The following is an 18,535-nucleotide window of genomic DNA, read 5'->3' on the forward strand; positions in this document are numbered from 1 at the left end:
GTCATGCCGCGTCAGGCCCCCGGTCGGTCGACCTGACGAGGGCGAAGACCGCCCCTTCCGGATCGGCGACCGTGGCCACCCGGCCGCTCGGCCCCTCCCGGGGCGGATCGATGATCCGCCCGCCCAGGTCGGTGACGCGGCCGGCGGCCTCGTCGGTGTCCTCGACCTCGAAGTACGTCATCCAGTGCGGGCCCCGGTCGTGCGGGAGCGAGCGGCCGACACCGTGCACGGCCGCCACCGGGCGGCCCTCGAGGCGGAGCGTCAGGTAGTCGAAGTCGTCGGAGGCCGTCGCGTGGGTCTGCGCCTCGTGGCCGAAGACGTGCTCGTAGAACTTGCCGACGGTCGAGGTGTCCTGGGTGACCAGCTCGTTCCAGACCGGGGTGCCCGGCGCGCCGTGCAGCCGGGTCCCCATGTGGGTCTGCGCCTGCCACAGCCCGAAGATCGCGCCCAGTGGGTCGGAGCAGATCGCCACCCGCCCCGCGATGCCGGCGTCGAGCGGCCCCACCGCGACCGTCCCGCCGCACGAACGGATCGTCTCGGCCGTGGCGTCGGCGTCGTCCGTGGCGAGGTAGGTGGTCCAGGCGACCGGAAGATGCCGGTCCGGCGGCATCTCCCCGATGCCGGCCACCTCGCGTCCGTCCAGCAGGGCGCGGACGTACGGACCCAGTTGCTCGGGCCCCGGCACGTACTCCCAGCCGAACAGATCCGCGTAGAAGTCCTCGGTCGTCCCGAGGCTGTGCACCATGAGGCTCACCCAGCACGGGGTACCAGGCGTGCGCCGCATTGCTTCCGCTGCCTCGGTCATGTCAGCCGTCTCCTCCGTCGCCTCGCCTGCCGGTGCTGATGCTTCCACTCCGGAGGGCTCGCCGCGCCCGGACCGCGCCGGATCGCCGGGCCCCGGGACAGAGATGACCGGATCGGTGCGGCCCGCCGATGACGGTCTTGTTACGGGGGGTGTGGGCGGGGAGGAAGATGGCCCACATGACTGCGAATCCTGCGATCCTCTCCGTCGCCGATCTGAAGAGCGAGCTGGCCGGTTCCCGGCCGCCGGTCCTGCTGGACGTCCGCTGGCAGCTCGGCGGCCCCGACCAGCGGCCGGCGTACGAGGCCAGGCACCTGCCCGGCGCGGTGTACGTCGACCTCGACCGCGAACTGGCAGGTCCGCCCGGGTCGGGCGGCCGGCACCCGCTGCCGGACCCGGAGGCCTTCGGAGCGGTGATGCGGCGGGCGGGGGTCTCGGCGGACGTGCCGGTGGTCGTGTACGACGGCGGCCAGGGATGGGCGGCGGCCCGGGCGTGGTGGCTGCTGCGCTGGACGGGCCATCCGGACGTGCGCGTGCTGGACGGGGGCCTGGCCGCGTGGACGGCCGAGGCGGGTCAGCTGTCGGCCGAGGGGGTGACTCCTGCGGAGGGTGATTTCAAGCCAACTTCGGGACCGGCCGGGCTGCTGGACGCGGACGGGGCGGCGGCGCGGGCGCGCGAGGGGGTCCTCCTGGACGCGCGGGCGGGGGAGCGGTACCGCGGGGAGGTCGAGCCGATCGACCCCGTCGGCGGCCACATCCCGGGCGCGGTCTCCGCGCCGACCACGGAGAACGTGGGCCCGGACGGCCGCTTCCTGCCGGCGGACGCCCTGCGGGAGCGCTTCGCCGCACTCGGCGTGTCCGCCGGGAGCCCGGTGGGCGTCTACTGCGGGTCGGGGGTCTCCGGCGCGCACGAGGTGCTGGCCCTGGAGGTGGCGGGCATCTCCGCGGACCTCTACGCGGGCAGCTGGTCGGAGTGGTCCGCCGACCCGGACCGCCCGGTGGCCACGGGCCCGTTGCCGCAGTAGCGACCGGGCCGGCTGGGCGGGCGGTCACCGGTCCGCGCGGGACCCGCGCGGGCGGTCACCCGCCCGCGCGCTACTCCTGCTTCTTGCGGCGCGTGCCGAAGACGATCTCGTCCCAGCTCGGCACCGCCGCGCGGCGGCCGGGGCGGACGCCGTCGGCCTCGGCCTGCCGGTCGGTGGTGCCCGTCAGCCGGTCGCGGTGTCCCGCCACGGTGCGCGGCATCAGGACGTCGGCGTAGGCGGCGCCCGCCCCCGCGGAGGCGGCCGGGGCCGGCGGTTCCTCCACCTCGGTTTCGTCCGCCGGGGGTTCGGTCCGGTCCGTCCGGTCCGGGACCACCATGTCGCCGCGGAAGTTCGGAACCGCCTCCAGGAGGCTGGTCAGGGTGTCCCGTTCCTCTTCCGGCTCCGGCGGGGGCGGCGCGGCCCGCTCCAGCTGACGGTCGAGGGCGCGGTCCAGCGGCCGGTCGCGCGGCAGCCGCGCGATCCTCGGTACGAAGGGGAAGCTCGGCTCCGGCGTGGCCGGCAGGTCGTCCGCCTCGCCGATCAGGGAACGGGCCTCGTCGTCCACGGCCACGACCAGCCGGCGCGGCGGGTCGTACGTCCAGCTCGCCGAGTGCGGCTCACCGGCGACCCGGTAGACGAGCAGGACCTCCCAGGTCCCGTCGTCGCGGCGCCAGGAGTCCCACTGGACGGATTCCTTCTCGGCCCCGCGCAGGGTCAGCCGTTCCTGCACGGCCTCGCCGAGCTGCGGCCCGGTGTTCTCGCCGGGACGGCGTACGGGGGTCTTGCGGGCCCGCTCGGCCATGAACGCGCGCTCGGCGAGCACGGGGCCCTCGAAACGGCGGACGCGGTCGACGGGGATGCCGGCCATCTGAGCGACCTCCTCCGCGGAGGCACCGGCCCGTATGCGGGCCTGGATGTCGCGGGGGCGGAGGTGGCTCTCCACCTCGATCTCGATCTGGTTCAGGCGCGCGCGGTCGTTGCGCACGGCAGCGCGCAGCCGCTCGTCGATCGGAAGCGTGTACTCCGTGCTGTCCCCAGCCTTGAGCACCAGTCGTGTGCCGTCATTTGAGACGGCCACGACACGCAGTTCGGGCATGGGGACCTCCCGGGTGGTGCCTGCCGACGTCACGTGCGTCGCTGCTTCCGCTAGTCGAGTGTGGCCTGCCCGGGTGCAGCCTGCCACAACCTTGCCGAGTTAAACCGGCGTGTCGGGCATGCGCCCTTGATCGCCGTTATGGCACGGTTACCTGTTGGGCACGCACAGTGACCGAACGGTTACTGTGCGCAGCAGGAGCCCGTGCGATACCGCGGCATCACCGGTCTTTGAGTGCCGTTTTCCATCCGTCGGCCCCCTCTCCCGAGTCCGGACATCCGTAAGGAAGGACGGCCCCAGGGCTCGCCACAGTACTCCATTCGGGCCACCTGGGTGGACCGCCGCGCCGCCGAAGTTCTCCCGGACGGCGGGACTTGGGCTGCCCTCGGACGGGCACCATCGGCACTCTCGCCCGATTCGTGGTGTCTTGCTTCACGCAATCCCCGGAAACGGAACCATCCCTCCGGGCCCCGGACCTCCCGGCCCCTCGCACCCGCCCGGCGGCGGCGGCCGGAGCCGGGCGGACCCGGCCGCCGGGTCGCTCACTCTCCCAGGACGCGCCGCAGGTAGTCGTTGCCGAACACCCGGTTCGGGTCCAGCCTGTCCCGGAGCGCGGTGAACTCGGCGAAGCGCGGGTAGACCCGCGCGAAGTACTCGGCGTCCCGCGTGTGCACCTTGCCCCAGTGCGGCCGGCCGCCGAGCTCGGTGAAGATGCGCTCGGCCGCGGTGAAGTAGGCCTGGTACGGGGTGCCCTTGTACATGTGCACCGCGATGTACGCCGTATCGCGCCCGGAGGCCGTCGACAGCGGGATGTCGTCCGCCGGGGCCGTCCGCACCTCCACCGGGAAGCTGATCCGCAGGCGGGAGCGGTCGACCACCGCGCGCAGCTCCCGCAGCGCCTCGACCACGCGCTCGCGCGGGAGTGCGTACTCCATCTCCACGAACCGCACCCGGCGGGGGCTGGTGAACACCTTGTACGGGATGTCCGTGTAGGTGCGCGCCGACAGGGCGCGGCTGGCGACCCGGGCGATGGAGGGGATGGTGGCGGGGACCGCGCGGCCCAGTGAATTGACCGCCTGGAAGAGCCCGTTGGAGAGCAGCTCGTCCTCGATCCACGCGCTGACCGGTCCGGGCGGGGCGGCGGGGCCCTGGCTGCGGTTGTTCCGCTTGGTGTTGCAGTTGCCGGTGTGCGGGAACCAGTAGAACTCGAAGTGCTCGTTCTCCGCGAAGTGCTGCTCGAACTCCGCCGTCACCCGGTCGAAGGCCATGGGCTCCTCACGGGCGGTCAGCAGGAAGATCGGCTCGACGGCGAAGGTGAGCGAGGTGACGATGCCGAGCGCGCCGATGCCGAGCCGGGCCGCCGCGAAGACCTCGGGATTCTCCTTCTCCGAGCACGTCAGCACCCGGCCGTCGGCGGTGACCAGCTCCAGGGCGCGGATCTGGGCGGCGATGGAGGCCGAGTCGCGGCCGGTGCCGTGGGTTCCCGTGCTGGTGGCTCCGGAGACCGTCTGCTCCATGATGTCGCCCATGTTCGTGAGCGACAGGCCCTCTTGTGCCAGGGCCGCGTTCAGGTCCTTGAGGACCGTGCCCGCAGCCACCGTGACCGTGCCCGCGGCCCGGTCCACGGCCTGGATGCCGGCCAGCGCCTGCGGGCGAACGAGCACCCCGTCGGTCGCGGCGGCCGCGGTGAAGGAGTGACCGGTGCCGACCGCCTTCACCCGCAGGCCCTGCTCGGCGGCCCGCCGGACCGCCTCCTGAAGCTCCCCGACCGAGGCCGGGGTCACGATGCGCGTGGGCTGGGCGGACACGTTGCCCGCCCAGTTACGCCACGCGGTCCGGCTGTTCGTTCCTGCTGTCGCCGTCCCCATCGGTAGCTCGCTCCTCCCCTTGCGCCGGCCTCGTCAGCCGGCGGTAACCCGCGAACGCCACCGCCGCCGCGGCCGCCCCCGACGCGATGGAGACGACGTACCCGCGCTGCGCGCCGGCCGCGTCGATGACCAGTCCGGTCACGGAGGAGCCGATCGCGACGCCGACCGCGAGGCCGGTGCTGATCCAGGTCATGCCCTCGGTCAGCTTCGCGCGTGGTACGTGCGCCTCGATCAGGGCCATCGTGGTGATCATCGTGGGAGCGATGGCGAGGCCCGAGACGAAGAGCGCCACGGCCAGAAACGGAAGGTTCCCGGCCAGTAGGAGGGGGATCATACTCACGGCCATCGCACAAATGCCCAGTACCCACCGGCGTTCTGTCCGGCCCTTGAGATGGAGCAGGCCGAAGACGATCCCGGCGATGCAGGACCCGAGGGCCCAGATGGCCAGGATGTAACTGGCGTACGACTTGTGGCCCTGTTCCTCGGCGAAGGCCAGGGTGGACACGTCGATGGAGCCGAAGATCGCTCCGGTGGCCACGAAGGTGGCCGTCAGCACCTGGAGTCCGGGTGAGCGCAGCGCCGAGGTGCGGTCCGTGTGCTCGCCGCGCGGGTGCGGTGCGGGCTCGGTGGAGCGCTGCGCGGTGAGCAGCCAGACGCCGGTGGCCAGGCAGAGGGCGGCGATCAGCGGGCCGGCCTCGGGGAACCAGGTGGTGGACAGGACGATGGCGATGATCGGGCCGAAGATGAAGCAGACCTCGTCGATCACCGACTCGAAGGAGTAGGCGGTGTGCAGCTCGCGCGGGGATTCCCGGTAGATCACGGTCCATCGGGCACGGACCATTGAGCCCACGCTCGGTACGCAGCCCGCGATCGCCGCGCACGCGAAGAGGGTCCAGTCCGGCCACCCGTTGGCGGCGGCCACCAGCAGCACCGCCACCGAGGCCACGGAGACCGCCGTCGCCGGGCGCAGCACCCGCCGCTGGCCGTACTGGTCGACCAGGCGCGAGACCTGCGGGCCGATCACTGCGGCGGCCAGGGCGAGGGTGCCGGTGAGGGCGCTCGCCATCGCGTAGCGGCCGGTGATCTCGGAGATCATCGTCAGGATGCCGACGCCGACCATGGAGATCGGCAGTCGGCCTATGAGGCCGGCGGCGCTGAACCCCTTGGTGCCAGGGGCCGCGAAGATGGCGCGGTAGGGACTGGGCAAGGGCTCTCCGTAAGGGACGTCATCGGCCAGTACAGGTTACGACCGCCGACCGGGCACCCGCACGTGGAAAGTTCCGCACGGAACTTAGGTTTACCTTACCTGTGGCGCGGTGCCGCTCCCGGGCCGGTCCGGTTCCCGCGGGCGGGGGCCGGGTGGCAGGATTCGATGCATGTCAGACCAGCTCCTCCCGCCCGCAGGCGGGCCCGCCGCCCCCTACGACGCCCTCCTGCTGCTGTCCTTCGGCGGCCCCGAGGGACCCGACGACGTCGTGCCGTTCCTGGAGAACGTCACGCGCGGGCGCGGTATCCCGCGCGAGCGGCTCAAGGAGGTCGGACAGCACTACTTCGGCTTCGGCGGGGTCAGCCCGATCAACGCGCAGAACCGCGAACTGCTGGACGCGCTGCGCAAGGACTTCGCCGAGCACGGGCTGGACCTGCCCGTCTACTGGGGCAACCGGAACTGGGCCCCGTACCTGACCGACGTGCTGCGGGAGATGGCCGCCGACGGGCGCCGCCGGATCGCGGTGCTCGCGACCAGCGCCTACGCCTCGTACTCGGGCTGCCGCCAGTACCGCGAGAACCTCGCCGACGCGCTGGCCGCGCTCGCCGAGGAGGGCGTCGCGGAGCTGCCGAAGGTGGACAAGCTGCGGCACTACTTCAACCACCCCGGCTTCGTGCAGCCCATGATCGACGGGGTGCTGGACTCGCTGGACTCGCTGCCGCAGGAGGTGCGCGCCGGAGCGCACCTCGTCTTCACGACGCACTCCATCCCGAACGCCGCCGCCGACACCTCGGGGCCGGTCGAGGAGCACGGCGAGGGCGGGGCGTACGTCAAGCAGCACCTGGACGTCGCCAAGGTGATCGCGGACGCGGTGCGGTCGGAGACGGGCACGGAGCTGCCCTGGGAGCTCGTCTACCAGTCGCGCAGCGGCGCCCCGCACGTCCCGTGGCTGGAGCCGGACATCTGCGACCACCTGGAGGCCCTGCACGGGGCCGGGGCCCCGGCGGCGGTGATGGTGCCCATCGGCTTCGTCTCGGACCACATGGAGGTCCTGTACGACCTCGACACCGAGGCGACGGCGAAGGCGGCCGAGCTGGGCCTGCCGGTCGCCCGCTCGGCGACGGTCGGGGCCGACCCCCGGTTCGCCGCGGCGGTACGGGAACTCGTGCTGGAGCGGGCCGCGGCCGAACGCGGCGAGCCCGTCGAGCGGTGCGCGCTGGGGCTGCTGGGCGCGAGCCACGACCTGTGCGCCGTGGGCTGCTGCCCGGCGCGCGCGCCCCGGCCGGCGGCCGCCGGCGCCGACAGCCCGTACGCGTAGGGAGGGGGACCGTGATCTCCGAGGAACTGAAGGCCGAACTGCTGGAGGTGGGCCTGGAGGCCGCCCGGCAGGCCGGAGCCCTGCTGCGGGACGGTCGGCCGGCCGACCTGTCGGTGGCCGCCACCAAGAGCAGCCCGATCGACGTGGTGACCGAGATGGACATCGCGGCCGAGAAGCTGATCACCGGCATCCTCGCGGAGCGGCGGCCCGAGGACGGTCTGCTGGGCGAGGAGGGGGCGGACGCCCCAGGCACCAGCGGGGTGCGGTGGGTGGTCGACCCGCTGGACGGCACGGTGAACTACCTCTACGGGCTGCCGAGCTGGGGGGTGTCCATCGCGGCCGAGTACCGGGGCGAGACGGTGGTGGGCGTCGTGGCGGCGCCGATGCGCGGGGAGACGTACCACGCCGTGCTCGGGGGCGGGGCGTGGCTGGGTACGGCGCGGCTCGCCTGCCGGGCGGCGGCGCCGCTGGACCGGGCGCTGGTCGCGACCGGCTTCGCGTACGTGCAGGCGCGGCGGGCCCACCAGGCCGATGTCGCGCAGCGGATCATCCCGCTGGTACGGGACATCCGGCGCGGCGGGTCGGCGGCGCTGGACCTGTGCGACGTGGCGGCCGGGCGGCTGGACGCGTACTACGAGCGCGGGCTCAACCCGTGGGACCTGGCGGCCGGCGAGCTGATCGCCCGCGAGGCGGGCGCCGTGACCGGTGGCCGGCCGGGGACGGCGGCCTCCGGGGAGCTGGCCCTGGCCGGGACGCCGGCCGTCTTCGCCTCCCTCCAGCCGCTGCTGGAGGAGGCGGGGGCCTGGCACGACTGAGCTCCCGCGCCACATGACGGAACCCCGGCCGCCCGAAGGGGCGGCCGGGGTTCGGTGTGCAGGTGGGTGGTGCCGGGTCAGCAGACCGGAACGGACACGGGTACCCCGTGCTCGGCGGCGAGGCGCTGGAGGTCCTCCAGCTCCGCCTGTTCCACTTCCGCGAGGAAGTCGTCGCCCGACTGGCGGGCCTGCTCGAGGTCCGACTGCGTGGCCCTGATGCGCTGCAGGAGACCCGCGGTGAATGCGTCCATGGTGGGTTCGCCCCCTCTTCGTGGGTCGGCGGCGGCACGTGGCAGACCGCCGTCAGGGAGTGGATGGGGTGTTCTCTCGTCCTCCCCGGCCCTCTGTGCGCAGAAACCTCGGGAAGCCGGGGAATCCTCACTTCCGCCCCGGCAGCACCGTGCGAGCGCCGTCTTACAGCCGGTTTACGGCCGAAACGGGCAGGATGGACGACGCAACAGACGTGTGCCCTGACGGGCTCGGAGGAAGGAAACGACGTGCGCGTACTCGTCGTCGAGGACGAGCAGCTGCTCGCCGATGCGGTGGCCACCGGACTGCGCCGGGAGGCCATGGCGGTGGACGTCGTGTACGACGGTGCGGCCGCCCTGGAGCGGGTCGGGGTGAACGACTACGACGTGGTCGTCCTCGACCGGGACCTCCCGCTCGTGCACGGCGACGACGTGTGCCGGAAGATCGTCGAACTCGGCATGCCCACGCGCGTGCTGATGCTGACCGCCTCCGGGGACGTGAGCGACCGCGTGGAGGGCCTGGAGCTGGGGGCGGACGACTACCTGCCCAAGCCCTTCGCCTTCACCGAGCTGACCGCCCGCGTACGGGCGCTGGGGCGGCGCACCACGGTCGCGCTGCCGCCCGTACTGGAGCGGGCCGGCATCAAGCTGGACCCGAACCGGCGCGAGGTGTTCCGGGAGGGCAAGGAGGTGCAGCTGGCGCCCAAGGAGTTCGCGGTGCTGGAGGTCCTCATGCGCAGCGAGGGGACCGTCGTCTCCGCCGAGCAGCTGCTGGAGAAGGCATGGGACGAGAACACCGATCCCTTCACGAACGTGGTGCGGGTGACGGTCATGACCCTGCGGCGCAAGCTCGGGGAGCCGCCGGTCATCGTGACCGTGCCCGGTTCGGGATACCGGATCTGACGCGCGTGGCCCCGACCCCGGCGCCACCGGCGGCGCCACCGAAACCGACCTGGGACCCCGGCCAGCCCGAGGGTCCCTTCCCTTGGCTGCGGCCGACGATCCGCATACGTCTCACCCTGCTGTACGGCGGAATGTTCCTGATCGCCGGAATCCTCCTGCTGTCGATCATCTACCTGCTGGCGGCGCAGGCGCTGCGCGAGGGCAACGCACTGCCGTTCAAGATCGTCGGTGGGCAGAACATCCAGGTCAGCTCCACGACCTGCGCCGGCGTGGCCAACGACCAGTCGTACGACCAGTTCTACTCCGCGATCACCCAGTGCATCCTGGAGCAGCGCAAGCACGCCCTGGACGACCTGCTCAGCCGCTCGCTGATGGCCCTGCTGGGGCTGAGCATCATCGCCTTCGCCTTCGGCTACGCGATGGCCGGACGGGTGCTCTCGCCGCTCGGCAAGATCACCCGGACCGCCCGCCGGGTGGTCGGCTCGGACCTGACCCGGCGGATCGAGCTGGACGGGCCGGACGACGAGCTGATGGAGCTCGCCGACACCTTCGACGAGATGCTCGACCGGCTGGAGCGGGCCTTCACCGCCCAGCAGCGGTTCGTGGCGAACGCCTCGCACGAGCTGCGGACGCCGCTGGCCATCAACCGGACCCTGCTCGAGGTGCACCTCTCCGATCCCGGTGCCCCGGTCGAGCTCCAGCAGCTGGGCAAGACCCTGCTCGCCACGAACGAACGCAGCGAGCAGCTGGTCGAGGGCCTGCTGCTGCTCGCCCGCAGCGAGAACCAGATCGTGGAACGCAAGCCCGTGGACCTGGCGGAGGTCGCCTCGCGCGCCCTCGACCAGGTGCGCGAGGAGGCCGAGGCCAAGGGGGTGGAGATCAGGGGCGAGCGGGCCCTCGCCGTGGTGCAGGGCAACGGCGTGCTGCTGGAGCGGATCGCCCTCAACCTGGTGCAGAACGCCGTCCGGTACAACGTGCCCGAGGACGGCTGGGTGGAGGTGACCACGGAGGTCCAGCACGGCCAGGCGGTCCTCCTGGTGTCGAACACGGGTCCCGTCATTCCCGCGTACGAGGTGGACAACCTCTTCGAGCCCTTCAGACGGCTGCGTACGGAGCGAACGGGCAGCGACAAGGGTGTCGGGCTCGGGCTCTCCATCGCACGCTCCGTGGCCCGCGCACACGGCGGCAGGATCCAGGCGATCCCCCGGGAAGGCGGTGGCCTCGTGATGCGTGTCACTCTTCCCTTGTGAGGCCGCCACCCCGTGTTCGCTTTCGGCTGAATACTTGGCTCATGAAGACAGTCGGGCCTGTGTGATCGATCACAGTGCCGAGTGTCGGTGCATGTGCGTTCAGTGACTCCTTCGCGGTCGGAACGCCCGGGAAGTCCGGGTTTCCGGCCCCTCGGATGGCGGGAAATACACGGGGTGGCGTTTGTGCAAGACGGCCCCCGGACCGTGTACGGTCCCGGTCGTCATCCCAGCCAATCGCCGCCTCAGGCGGGCGGCTGGGTGTCGATTGAGTAACAGACCTTGATGTGAGGCAAAATCTCCGCCTCAGGTCGGGCACAAGTCCGGCCTCTCGCGCGTTACGTGCGCTGAGACACCGCTAACACCCAGAGGGGGAGAGCGAACAATGGCAACGGACTACGACACCCCACGCAAGACGGACGACGACGTCGACAACGACAGCATCGAAGAGCTGAAGGCCCGGCGTAACGAGAAGTCCACCTCGTCCGCGGACATGGACGAGTTCGACTCGGTCGAGAGCATGGAGCTTCCGGGCGCGGACCTCTCCAACGAAGAGCTCGCCGTCCGGGTCCTGCCCAAGCAGGCCGATGAGTTCACCTGCATGAGCTGCTTCCTGGTGCACCACCGCAGCCAGCTGGCACGCGAGAAGAACGGCCAGCCGATCTGTCGCGACTGCGACTGAGAGGCGCTGGCCGTGGCTGGCTCGACACCTTTCCGGAAGCGCCGCTTCCGGACATCGGGTGATCCGGCGGAGACGCAGGCGGGAACCACGGACCCGGCAACGGGTCCTGGAGCCCCCGGCGGCCCCGCCTTCGAGGAGAGTGCCGTGCCCTCCACAGAAGTCGACGAGGTGTCCCGGCAGCGGTCCGGGGCTCGTCGGCTGCAAGCCGTCAAGAACGGTGTACGCAAGGGCGGCGGAAGTGTCAGGGACGCCGCCCTGTACATCACCGACATGGTCATCGAGAACGCACCGCGCGTTCCGGTTCGGGACCTCGCGACGCTGCGCGCGCAGTTCCCGGGCCTCAATCCCGAGCAGCTCGCCGACAAGCTGATCGCCGGCGCCGCCCACGCCACGTCCGCCGTCGGTGCGGGCGTCGGAGCGGCGGCCATGCTGCCCGTCCCGCCGGCGATGCCGGCCGAACTGGCCGCGGAGATCACCGGGGTCGCGGCGATCGAGCTGAAGCTCATCGCCGAGCTCCACGAGGTCTACGGACTGCGTCCGCCCGGCTCCCTCAGGGAGCGCGCCCTCTCCTACCTCACCTCCTGGACCGAGGAGCGCGGGGTCGACCTGACCAAGCCGACGACGCTGAACGCGGCGCTCGGCGGTCAGATGAAGCGCGAACTGCGCCAGCAGATCACGAAGCGGATGTTCCGCAACCTGCCCAGCCTGATGCCCTTCATGGTGGGCGCGGCCGTGGGGGCGGTCATGAACCGCCGGGACACCAGGAAACTCGCCGAGAAGGTCCGTGGCGACCTGCGGAGGCGAGCCGTGGCGTGGGACCGGCTTTCGGAGCTGCCGGGGCTTGAGCAGCCCACCCAGCCCCTTCCCGAGGCCACCAGGGCCGCGCTCGAGGGGCCGGAGACCGGCAAGCACGAGGGCTGAGCCCCTGCGGGGGCTCCGGCCCGGGATCCGGGACTCAGACCGTTTGCCCGCGCGCCGCGCGGAGGGCGGCGGCCAGGGCCTCGGGCTCGCGCGTGGAGACGTAGACGTACGGGGTGGGGTCCGAGGGGTCGGTGACCTCGATGCGCACCGCGGTCGGGACGTAGCTGCGCAGCAGCATGAAGGCGCGGGGGTCGGCCTTGTACGTGCGCCAGGCGCGCGACTCCTCGGCGTCCAGGATCTCGGGCTCGCCCAGCGCCGCCACCGGGATGCGGGCGTCACCGGCCGCCAGCGCCCCGTTCACCACGCGCACGCGCGCGGAACCGTACGAACTCACCAGCAGCCCGGACAGCGCGGCGCCGCCGACCAGGCCGGCCAGCAGCGGCAGCGTGCCCAGCGGCAGCAGCATCAGCGCGCAGGCCAGGCCGACCAGTACGGCGATGCCCCACCAGGAGCGGGGGGCGGTCAGACGTTCGTCGTGGTGCGCGGGGGAGAGCTGCATGCGGTCAAGCCTGCCACGAGGCGACCGGCGGGTAGCCGCGCGGGTAAGGTCTGCGCCTGTGAGTGGACGAAACACAGCGTTGACGCCCCCGGCCGATGCCGCCGCGCCGGTCCGGCACCCCGATGCCCCGGCACCCGGAGAGCTCCTCGGCGCGCACTACGAGCACTGTGTGGGCTGTGGTGAGGGCCAGCCGCACGGACTCCACCTGGAGGCCCGGGCGGGCGACGGCGTGCGCGTCACCGCCGAGTTCACCGTCAAGCCCGCGCACCAGGGTGCACCCGGCCTCGCGCACGGCGGCGTCCTGGCCACCGCGCTCGACGAGACGCTGGGCTCGCTGAACTGGCTGCTGCGCGTCATCGCCGTGACGGGCCGGCTGGAGACCGACTTCCTGCGGCCCGTACCCGTGGACACCGTGCTGTACCTCGAGGCCGAGGTCACCGCCGTCGCCGGGCGCAAGATCTACTCCACCGCCGTCGGCCGCATAGGCGGGCCCGAGGGCCCCATCGCCGTGCGCGCCGACGCGCTCTTCATCGAGGTGAAGGTCGACCACTTCATCGACAACGGTCGGCCCGAGGAGATCCGGGCGGCAATGGCCGACCCGGACCAGGTCAGGCGCGCACGCGCCTTCGAGGTGAACCCCTGATGGCTGTCCACAACCCCAACAACCCGGCGCCGGTCGACGTGCTGATCAAGCGGATCGACCCCGAGGTGCCCGTCCCCGCCTACGGTCACCCCGGCGACGCCGGCTGCGACCTGGTCACCACGCAGGCCGCCGAGCTGGAGCCCGGCGAACGCGCCGTGCTGCCCACCGGCGTGTCCATCGCACTGCCCGACGGGTACGCCGCCTTCGTGCACCCGCGCTCGGGCCTGGCCGCCCGCTGCGGGCTCGCGCTCGTGAATGCCCCGGGGACGGTGGATGCCGGGTACCGTGGAGAGATCAAGGTGATCGTGGTCAATCTCGACCCTCGCGAGAGCGTCCGGTTCGAGCGTTTCGACCGCATTGCCCAGCTGGTTGTCCAGAGGGTCGAGAAGGTGCGCTTCCACGAGGTGGCGGAACTTCCCGGCTCGGCCCGGGCCGAGGGGGGTTTCGGCTCCACCGGCGGTCATGCGGCCGTGGCCGGATCAGGCGCTGGTCAGCAGGGTGGGAATGGCTACGCTTCGGTCGTAACCGACCGGGAAGGACAGTGACGTGTTCGGACGTCGCAAGAAGAACGACTCCGCCAAGGACGGCGGCGCGGCCGAGCAGGTCGTCGACAGCGCCGGTACGGACGAACTCGACGCCGCCGAGGAGCTGCCGCGCCGCGTGAACCTGCCTCCGGCTCCGCGTCCCGACGGCCCCTGGGACGTTTCCGAGGTGCCCGGCAACCCGGCCGACGGCCGGGTCGACCTGGGCGGCATCCTCGTACCGGGTGTCGAGGGCATGGAACTGCGCGTCGAGGTCGCCGGTGACGCCATCGTCGCCGCGACCGTCGTCCTGGGCGACAGTGCCGTGCAGCTGCAGGCCTTCGCCGCGCCCCGCAAGGAAGGCATCTGGGGCGAGGTCCGCGAGGAGATCGCCGCGGGCATCATCCAGCAGGGCGGCATCATCGACGAGGCCGAGGGCCCGCTGGGCTGGGAGCTGCGCGCACGGGTGCCCCGACAGCTCCCGGACGGGCAGATCGGCGAGCAGCTGGTCCGCTTCGTCGGCGTCGACGGTCCGCGCTGGTTCCTGCGCGGGGTCATCTCCGGCCAGGGCGCGGTGCGCCCCGAGTCGGCGGGTCTCCTGGAGCAGATCTTCCGCGACACCGTCGTGGTCCGCGGCGACGGCCCGATGGCCCCCCGCGACCCGATCGTCCTGAAGCTGCCGAACGACGCCCAGATGGTGCCGGAAGGCGTGCAGACGGAGGACCAGGAAGGCTCCCGTTTCGGCGGCGGCATGGGCCAGCTGGAGCGCGGCCCGGAGATCACCGAGGTCCGCTGACCCGGCTCCGGCCCCCTCGCGCCGGGCGCAGGCAGTGCCCGGCGCCGGCAGGCGTACGTTTTCGGCCGGTGGGCCCCACTCCTTCGGGGGTGGGGCCCACCGGCTTTCGCACGGGCGGCGCCAGGATGCGTCAGGGATGCGTCAGGGATCTCTGCGCGGGCCCGCATCGGTGCGTGGTCACGGCGGACGTCCCAGAGAATGGGCGCATGGGACGCGGCAGGCTAAGGATCTATCTCGGCGCGGCACCCGGTGTCGGCAAGACGTACGCGATGCTCTCCGAGGGCCACCGCAAGGTGGAGCGGGGCGCCGACTGCGTCGTCGCCTTCGTCGAGCACCACGGGCGACCGCGCACCGAGGTCATGCTGCACGGCCTGGAACAGGTGGACCGCCGGGAGCTGGCGTACCGCGGCGCGGCCTTCACCGAGATGGACGTGGACGCGGTCCTCGCCCGCAGGCCCGCGGTCGCGCTCGTGGACGAGCTCGCGCACACCAACGTCCCCGGCTCCCGGAACGCCAAGCGCTGGCAGGACGTGGAGGAGCTGCTGCGGGCCGGCATCGACGTCGTGTCCACCGTCAACATCCAGCACCTGGAGTCGCTCGGGGACGTGGTCGAGTCGATCACGGGGGTGCGGCAGCGGGAGACCGTGCCCGACGAGGTGGTGCGGCGGGCCGACCAGATCGAACTGGTCGACATGTCCCCGCAGGCACTGCGCCGGCGGATGGCGCACGGGAACATATACCAGCCGGACAAAGTGGACGCGGCCCTGTCCAACTACTTCCGCCCCGGCAACCTCACCGCCCTGCGCGAGCTCGCGCTGCTGTGGGTGGCCGACCGCGCGGACGAGTACCTCCAGCAGTACCGGGGAGAGCACGGCATCCGCTCCACCTGGCAGGCGCGCGAGCGGATCGTCGTCGGCCTCACCGGCGGTCCCGAGGGGCGCACGCTCATCCGGCGCGCCTCCCGGATCGCGGCCAAGGGCTCGGGCAGCGAGATCCTCGCCGTCTACATCGCGCGCAGCGACGGCCTGACCGCCGCCTCGCCGAAGGAGCTCGCGATCCAGCGGACCCTCGTCGAGGACCTTGGCGGAACGTTTCACCATGTGATCGGCGACAACGTCCCCGACGCCCTGCTGGAGTTCGCGCGCGGGGTCAACGCCACCCAGATCGTGCTCGGCTCCAGTCGCCGCAAAGCCTGGCAGTACGTCTTCGGCCCCGGCGTCGGCGCGACCGTCGCCCGGGATTCCGGGCCCGACCTCGACGTCCACATCGTCACGCACGAGGAGGTGGCCCGCGGGCGCGGCCTGCCCGTGGTCCGCTCGGCGTCCCGGCTCGGGCGGCCCCGGATCGCGGCGGGATGGCTGGTGGGCGTGGTCTTCCCGGTGCTGCTGTGCCTGCTGCTCACCCACATCGAGGCGGACCCCGGCCTCGCCAACGACATGCTGCTCTTCCTGGCGCTGACGGTGGCGGCCGCACTGCTCGGCGGGCTCTGGCCGGCCCTGGCCTCCGCGGCCTTCGGCTCCCTGCTGCTGAACTACTTCTTCGCCCCGCCCCTGCACCGGTTCACCATCTCCGACCCCAAGAACATCGTGGCCATCGCGGTCTTCTTCGCGATCGCGGTCTCGGTGGCCTCGGTGGTGGACCTGGCCGCCCAGCGCACCCACCAGGCCGCGCGGCTGCGCGCCGAGTCGGAGATCCTCTCCTTCCTGGCGGGCAGCGTCCTGCGCGGGGAGGCCACGCTGGACGCGCTCCTGGAGCGGGTGCGCGAGACCTTCGCCATGGAGTCCGTGGCCCTGCTGGAGCGTGCGAGCGAGCTCGAGCCCTGGCAGCCGGCCGGCAGCGTCGGACCGCGGCCCGCCGGGCGGCCCGAGGACGCGGACGTGGACATGCCGATCGGGGACCACATGGCGCTGGCCCTGTCCGGGCGGGTGCTGCCCGCGGAGGACCGCCGCGTGCTCGGTGCCTTCGCCGCCCAGGCCGCCGTGGTCCTGGACCGCGAGCGGCTGGTCGGGGAGGCCGAGGAGGCCCGCCGGCTGGCCGAGGGCAACCGGATCCGGACCGCTCTGCTGGCCGCCGTCAGCCATGACCTCCGTACGCCCCTGGCCTCCATCAAGGCCTCCGTCAGCTCCCTGCGCTCCGAGGACGTGGACTGGTCCGAGGAGGACCGGGCCGAGCTGCTCGAGGGCATCGAGCACGGCGCCGACCGCCTCGACCACCTGGTGGGCAACCTGCTGGACATGTCCCGGCTGCAGACCGGCACCGTCACCGCGCTGATCCGCGAGATCGACCTGGACGAGGTGGTCCCGATGGCGCTCGGCGGCGTACCGGAGGGCAGCGTGGACATGGAGGTGCCGGAGACGCTCCCGATGGTGTCGGTGGACCCGGGGCTGCTGGAGCGCGCCGTGGCCAACGTGGTGGAGAACGCCGTCAAGTACAGCCCGCCCGGGCAGCGGGTGCTGGTCGCCGCCAGCTTCCTCGGCGACCGCGTCGAGGTGCGGGTCGTCGACCGCGGGCCGGGCGTGCCCGACGAGGCCAAGGAGCGGATCTTCGCCCCCTTCCAGCGGCACGGGGACGCCCCGCGCGGAGCCGGCGTGGGCCTCGGGCTCGCGGTGGCCCGCGGCTTCGCCGAGGCCATGGACGGAGCCCTGACCGCCGAGGACACCCCCGGCGGCGGGCTGACCATGGTCCTCACCCTGCGCGCGGTGAGCCGTGGCGGGGCGCCGCCCCGGGACACGGTGGACGGCGAAGGCCGCCGCCCCGCGGGTGACGAACCCGTGGATCTCGATCTCGACCGGATACGACAGAAGGCAGGACCTCAATGACCCGGGTGCTCGTGGTGGAAGACGAGCCGCAGATCGTGCGAGCCCTCGTGATCAATCTGAAGGCGCGCAGGTACGAGGTCGACGCGGCCGCCGACGGAGCGGCCGCCCTGGAGCTGGCCGCCGCCCGGCACCCCGACGTGGTCCTCCTGGACCTCGGCCTCCCCGACATGGACGGCATCGAGGTGATCAAGGGCCTGCGCGGCTGGACCCGGGTCCCGATCCTCGTCCTGTCCGCCCGCCACACCTCCGACGAGAAGGTCGAGGCCCTGGACGCGGGCGCCGACGACTACGTCACCAAGCCCTTCGGCATGGACGAGCTGCTGGCCCGGCTGCGCGCCGCCGTCCGCCGGGCCGAGCCCGCCGCTGGCCCGGGCGGGGGCGAGGTGATCGTGGAGACTCCGGCCTTCTCGGTGGACCTGGCCGCCAAGAAGGCCGTCCGCGAGGGGCGCGACGTACGGCTCACGCCCACCGAATGGCACCTCCTGGAGGTCCTGGTCCGCAACAGCGGGAAGCTGGTCAGCCAGAAGCAGCTGCTCCAGGAGGTCTGGGGGCCCTCCTACGGCACCGAGTCGAACTACCTGCGGGTCTACATGGCGCAGCTGCGCCGCAAACTCGAGGCGGACCCCTCGCATCCGCGGCACTTCATCACCGAACCGGGCATGGGATACCGCTTCGAGAGGTAGCGGGCGCGCCGGTACGCTTCCTGTTATGAGTGCTGAACCGCGTCCCGAGAAGCCCGCGAAGCCGGCCCGGCCGGCGGGCCGGTTCCGCCGGATGATCGAGCGGCTGTCCACCTCGCAGGAGGAGCTGCATTCGGCGGAGCTGCAGGAGGACGCAGAAGCCGCGGGGTGCACGCGGATCTGCGACTGCCACGACCGCCAGATAGTCAAGGTGACCGGGACCCTGCGTACCGTCACCCTGCGGCCGCGGGCGGGCGTACCCGCTCTGGAGGCGGAGCTCTTCGACGGCTCCGCCGCGCTGGACGTGGTCTGGCTCGGGCGTCGCTCGATCGTGGGAATCGAGCCCGGTCGCCGCATGATCGCCTCAGGGCGTATCTCCATGACCCACGGCCGTCGGGTGCTCTTCAACCCGAAGTACGAACTCCGCCCGCTCGGACAGGAGCATTGA

The 18,535-nt window shown here is 72.3% G+C and carries 19 protein-coding genes; 13 read left to right on the forward strand and 6 right to left on the reverse strand.

Annotation, left to right across the window (positions count from 1 at the left end; all coding sequences use genetic code 11):
- Position 1: 1 nt before the first annotated feature.
- Positions 2-805 carry a VOC family protein gene (locus tag ACIP5M_RS21450; RefSeq protein ID WP_401199290.1) on the reverse strand — a complete coding sequence of 268 codons (804 nt, stop codon included), beginning with the start codon at positions 803-805 and terminating at the stop codon, positions 2-4.
- 176 nt (positions 806-981) lie between these two features.
- Between ACIP5M_RS21450 and ACIP5M_RS21455 the strand changes: the two genes are divergently transcribed.
- Positions 982-1,827, forward strand: coding sequence for a sulfurtransferase (locus ACIP5M_RS21455; RefSeq protein WP_401199292.1), 846 nt, complete (start codon positions 982-984; stop codon positions 1,825-1,827).
- A gap of 70 nt (positions 1,828-1,897) precedes the next feature.
- Here the strand turns inward: ACIP5M_RS21455 and sepH are convergent, their stop codons facing one another.
- From sepH to ACIP5M_RS21470, 3 genes are all read right to left on the reverse strand, one after another.
- On the reverse strand, positions 1,898-2,923 hold the full coding sequence (gene sepH / locus ACIP5M_RS21460; RefSeq protein ID WP_401199293.1) for a septation protein SepH: 1,026 nt from the start codon (positions 2,921-2,923) through the stop codon (positions 1,898-1,900).
- A 539-nt stretch (positions 2,924-3,462) separates the two neighbouring features.
- Positions 3,463-4,788, reverse strand: a complete 1,326-nt coding sequence (locus ACIP5M_RS21465) for a D-arabinono-1,4-lactone oxidase (protein WP_401199295.1) — start codon at positions 4,786-4,788, stop codon at positions 3,463-3,465.
- Complete coding sequence (locus ACIP5M_RS21470) at positions 4,742-5,995, reverse strand: MFS transporter (RefSeq protein WP_401199297.1); 1,254 nt, start codon at positions 5,993-5,995, stop codon at positions 4,742-4,744. Before ACIP5M_RS21470 ends, ACIP5M_RS21465 begins: the two co-directional genes overlap by 47 nt.
- 169 nt (positions 5,996-6,164) lie before the next feature.
- On the opposite strand from ACIP5M_RS21470, the gene ACIP5M_RS21475 reads away from it, so the two are divergent.
- Entirely contained in the window at positions 6,165-7,313 is a 1,149-nt protein-coding gene (locus ACIP5M_RS21475; protein ID WP_401199299.1) for a ferrochelatase, read from the forward strand.
- Positions 7,314-7,324: 11 nt separating this feature from the next.
- Positions 7,325-8,128 (forward strand): inositol monophosphatase family protein, encoded by an 804-nt coding sequence (locus tag ACIP5M_RS21480; RefSeq protein WP_401199301.1) that lies wholly within the window; start codon positions 7,325-7,327, stop codon positions 8,126-8,128.
- Positions 8,129-8,205: 77 nt separating this feature from the next.
- On the opposite strand, the gene ACIP5M_RS21485 is transcribed toward ACIP5M_RS21480, so the two are convergent.
- Positions 8,206-8,379, reverse strand: coding sequence for a hypothetical protein (locus tag ACIP5M_RS21485; protein ID WP_401199303.1), 174 nt, complete (start codon positions 8,377-8,379; stop codon positions 8,206-8,208).
- A gap of 246 nt (positions 8,380-8,625) precedes the next feature.
- Between ACIP5M_RS21485 and ACIP5M_RS21490 the strand changes: the two genes are divergently transcribed.
- From ACIP5M_RS21490 to ACIP5M_RS21505, 4 genes are all read left to right on the forward strand, one after another.
- Positions 8,626-9,279, forward strand: coding sequence for a response regulator transcription factor (locus ACIP5M_RS21490; protein WP_030008767.1), 654 nt, complete (start codon positions 8,626-8,628; stop codon positions 9,277-9,279).
- 5 nt (positions 9,280-9,284) lie between these two features.
- A complete protein-coding gene (locus ACIP5M_RS21495; RefSeq protein WP_401199305.1) occupies positions 9,285-10,529 on the forward strand; it encodes a sensor histidine kinase in 1,245 nt (414 codons plus the stop codon).
- Positions 10,530-10,911: 382 nt separating this feature from the next.
- Positions 10,912-11,208: a DUF4193 domain-containing protein gene (locus ACIP5M_RS21500; protein ID WP_030008769.1), complete on the forward strand. Its 297-nt coding sequence runs from the start codon at positions 10,912-10,914 to the stop codon at positions 11,206-11,208.
- 12 nt (positions 11,209-11,220) lie between these two features.
- Positions 11,221-12,129 (forward strand): hypothetical protein, encoded by a 909-nt coding sequence (locus tag ACIP5M_RS21505; protein ID WP_401199307.1) that lies wholly within the window; start codon positions 11,221-11,223, stop codon positions 12,127-12,129.
- Between the two features lie 34 nt (positions 12,130-12,163).
- Here ACIP5M_RS21505 and ACIP5M_RS21510 read toward each other — a convergent pair whose 3' ends face one another.
- Positions 12,164-12,628, reverse strand: a complete 465-nt coding sequence (locus ACIP5M_RS21510; RefSeq protein WP_401199309.1) for a DUF3093 domain-containing protein — start codon at positions 12,626-12,628, stop codon at positions 12,164-12,166.
- 58 nt (positions 12,629-12,686) lie between these two features.
- On the opposite strand from ACIP5M_RS21510, the gene ACIP5M_RS21515 reads away from it, so the two are divergent.
- The 6 genes from ACIP5M_RS21515 (at position 12,687) to ACIP5M_RS21540 (ending at position 18,535) form a co-directional block, all read left to right on the forward strand.
- A complete protein-coding gene (locus tag ACIP5M_RS21515; protein ID WP_401199311.1) occupies positions 12,687-13,271 on the forward strand; it encodes a PaaI family thioesterase in 585 nt (194 codons plus the stop codon).
- Positions 13,271-13,816 (forward strand): dUTP diphosphatase, encoded by a 546-nt coding sequence (gene dut / locus ACIP5M_RS21520; RefSeq protein ID WP_401199313.1) that lies wholly within the window; start codon positions 13,271-13,273, stop codon positions 13,814-13,816. Before ACIP5M_RS21515 ends, dut begins: the two co-directional genes overlap by 1 nt.
- Position 13,817: 1 nt before the next feature.
- Positions 13,818-14,588, forward strand: a complete 771-nt coding sequence (locus tag ACIP5M_RS21525) for a DUF3710 domain-containing protein (RefSeq protein WP_401199315.1) — start codon at positions 13,818-13,820, stop codon at positions 14,586-14,588.
- Between the two features lie 206 nt (positions 14,589-14,794).
- Positions 14,795-17,407, forward strand: a complete 2,613-nt coding sequence (locus tag ACIP5M_RS21530) for a DUF4118 domain-containing protein (RefSeq protein WP_401199317.1) — start codon at positions 14,795-14,797, stop codon at positions 17,405-17,407.
- Entirely contained in the window at positions 17,404-18,090 is a 687-nt protein-coding gene (locus ACIP5M_RS21535; RefSeq protein ID WP_401199319.1) for a response regulator, read from the forward strand. The genes ACIP5M_RS21530 and ACIP5M_RS21535 overlap by 4 nt, the downstream gene beginning before the upstream one ends.
- Positions 18,091-18,115: 25 nt before the next feature.
- Positions 18,116-18,535, forward strand: a complete 420-nt coding sequence (locus ACIP5M_RS21540; protein WP_078626234.1) for an OB-fold nucleic acid binding domain-containing protein — start codon at positions 18,116-18,118, stop codon at positions 18,533-18,535.

Origin of the sequence: Streptomyces sp. NPDC088762, assembly GCF_044750905.1 — a bacterium.
In the GTDB taxonomy this organism is placed as follows: domain Bacteria; phylum Actinomycetota; class Actinomycetes; order Streptomycetales; family Streptomycetaceae; genus Streptomyces.

Excerpts from the sequence above, each read along its gene's own strand:
- ACIP5M_RS21450 (WP_401199290.1), bottom strand. The coding sequence starts at position 805 with ATGACCGAGGCAGCGGAAGCAATGCGGCGCACGCCTGGTACCCCGTGC.
- ACIP5M_RS21455 (WP_401199292.1), top strand. The coding sequence starts at position 982 with ATGACTGCGAATCCTGCGATCCTCTCCGTCGCCGATCTGAAGAGCGAG.
- sepH (WP_401199293.1), bottom strand. The coding sequence starts at position 2,923 with ATGCCCGAACTGCGTGTCGTGGCCGTCTCAAATGACGGCACACGACTG.
- ACIP5M_RS21465 (WP_401199295.1), bottom strand. The coding sequence starts at position 4,788 with ATGGGGACGGCGACAGCAGGAACGAACAGCCGGACCGCGTGGCGTAAC.
- ACIP5M_RS21475 (WP_401199299.1), top strand. The coding sequence starts at position 6,165 with ATGTCAGACCAGCTCCTCCCGCCCGCAGGCGGGCCCGCCGCCCCCTAC.
- ACIP5M_RS21485 (WP_401199303.1), bottom strand. The coding sequence starts at position 8,379 with ATGGACGCATTCACCGCGGGTCTCCTGCAGCGCATCAGGGCCACGCAG.
- ACIP5M_RS21500 (WP_030008769.1), top strand. The coding sequence starts at position 10,912 with ATGGCAACGGACTACGACACCCCACGCAAGACGGACGACGACGTCGAC.
- ACIP5M_RS21510 (WP_401199309.1), bottom strand. The coding sequence starts at position 12,628 with ATGCAGCTCTCCCCCGCGCACCACGACGAACGTCTGACCGCCCCCCGC.
- dut (WP_401199313.1), top strand. The coding sequence starts at position 13,271 with ATGGCTGTCCACAACCCCAACAACCCGGCGCCGGTCGACGTGCTGATC.
- ACIP5M_RS21530 (WP_401199317.1), top strand. The coding sequence starts at position 14,795 with ATGGGACGCGGCAGGCTAAGGATCTATCTCGGCGCGGCACCCGGTGTC.
- ACIP5M_RS21535 (WP_401199319.1), top strand. The coding sequence starts at position 17,404 with ATGACCCGGGTGCTCGTGGTGGAAGACGAGCCGCAGATCGTGCGAGCC.
- ACIP5M_RS21540 (WP_078626234.1), top strand. The coding sequence starts at position 18,116 with ATGAGTGCTGAACCGCGTCCCGAGAAGCCCGCGAAGCCGGCCCGGCCG.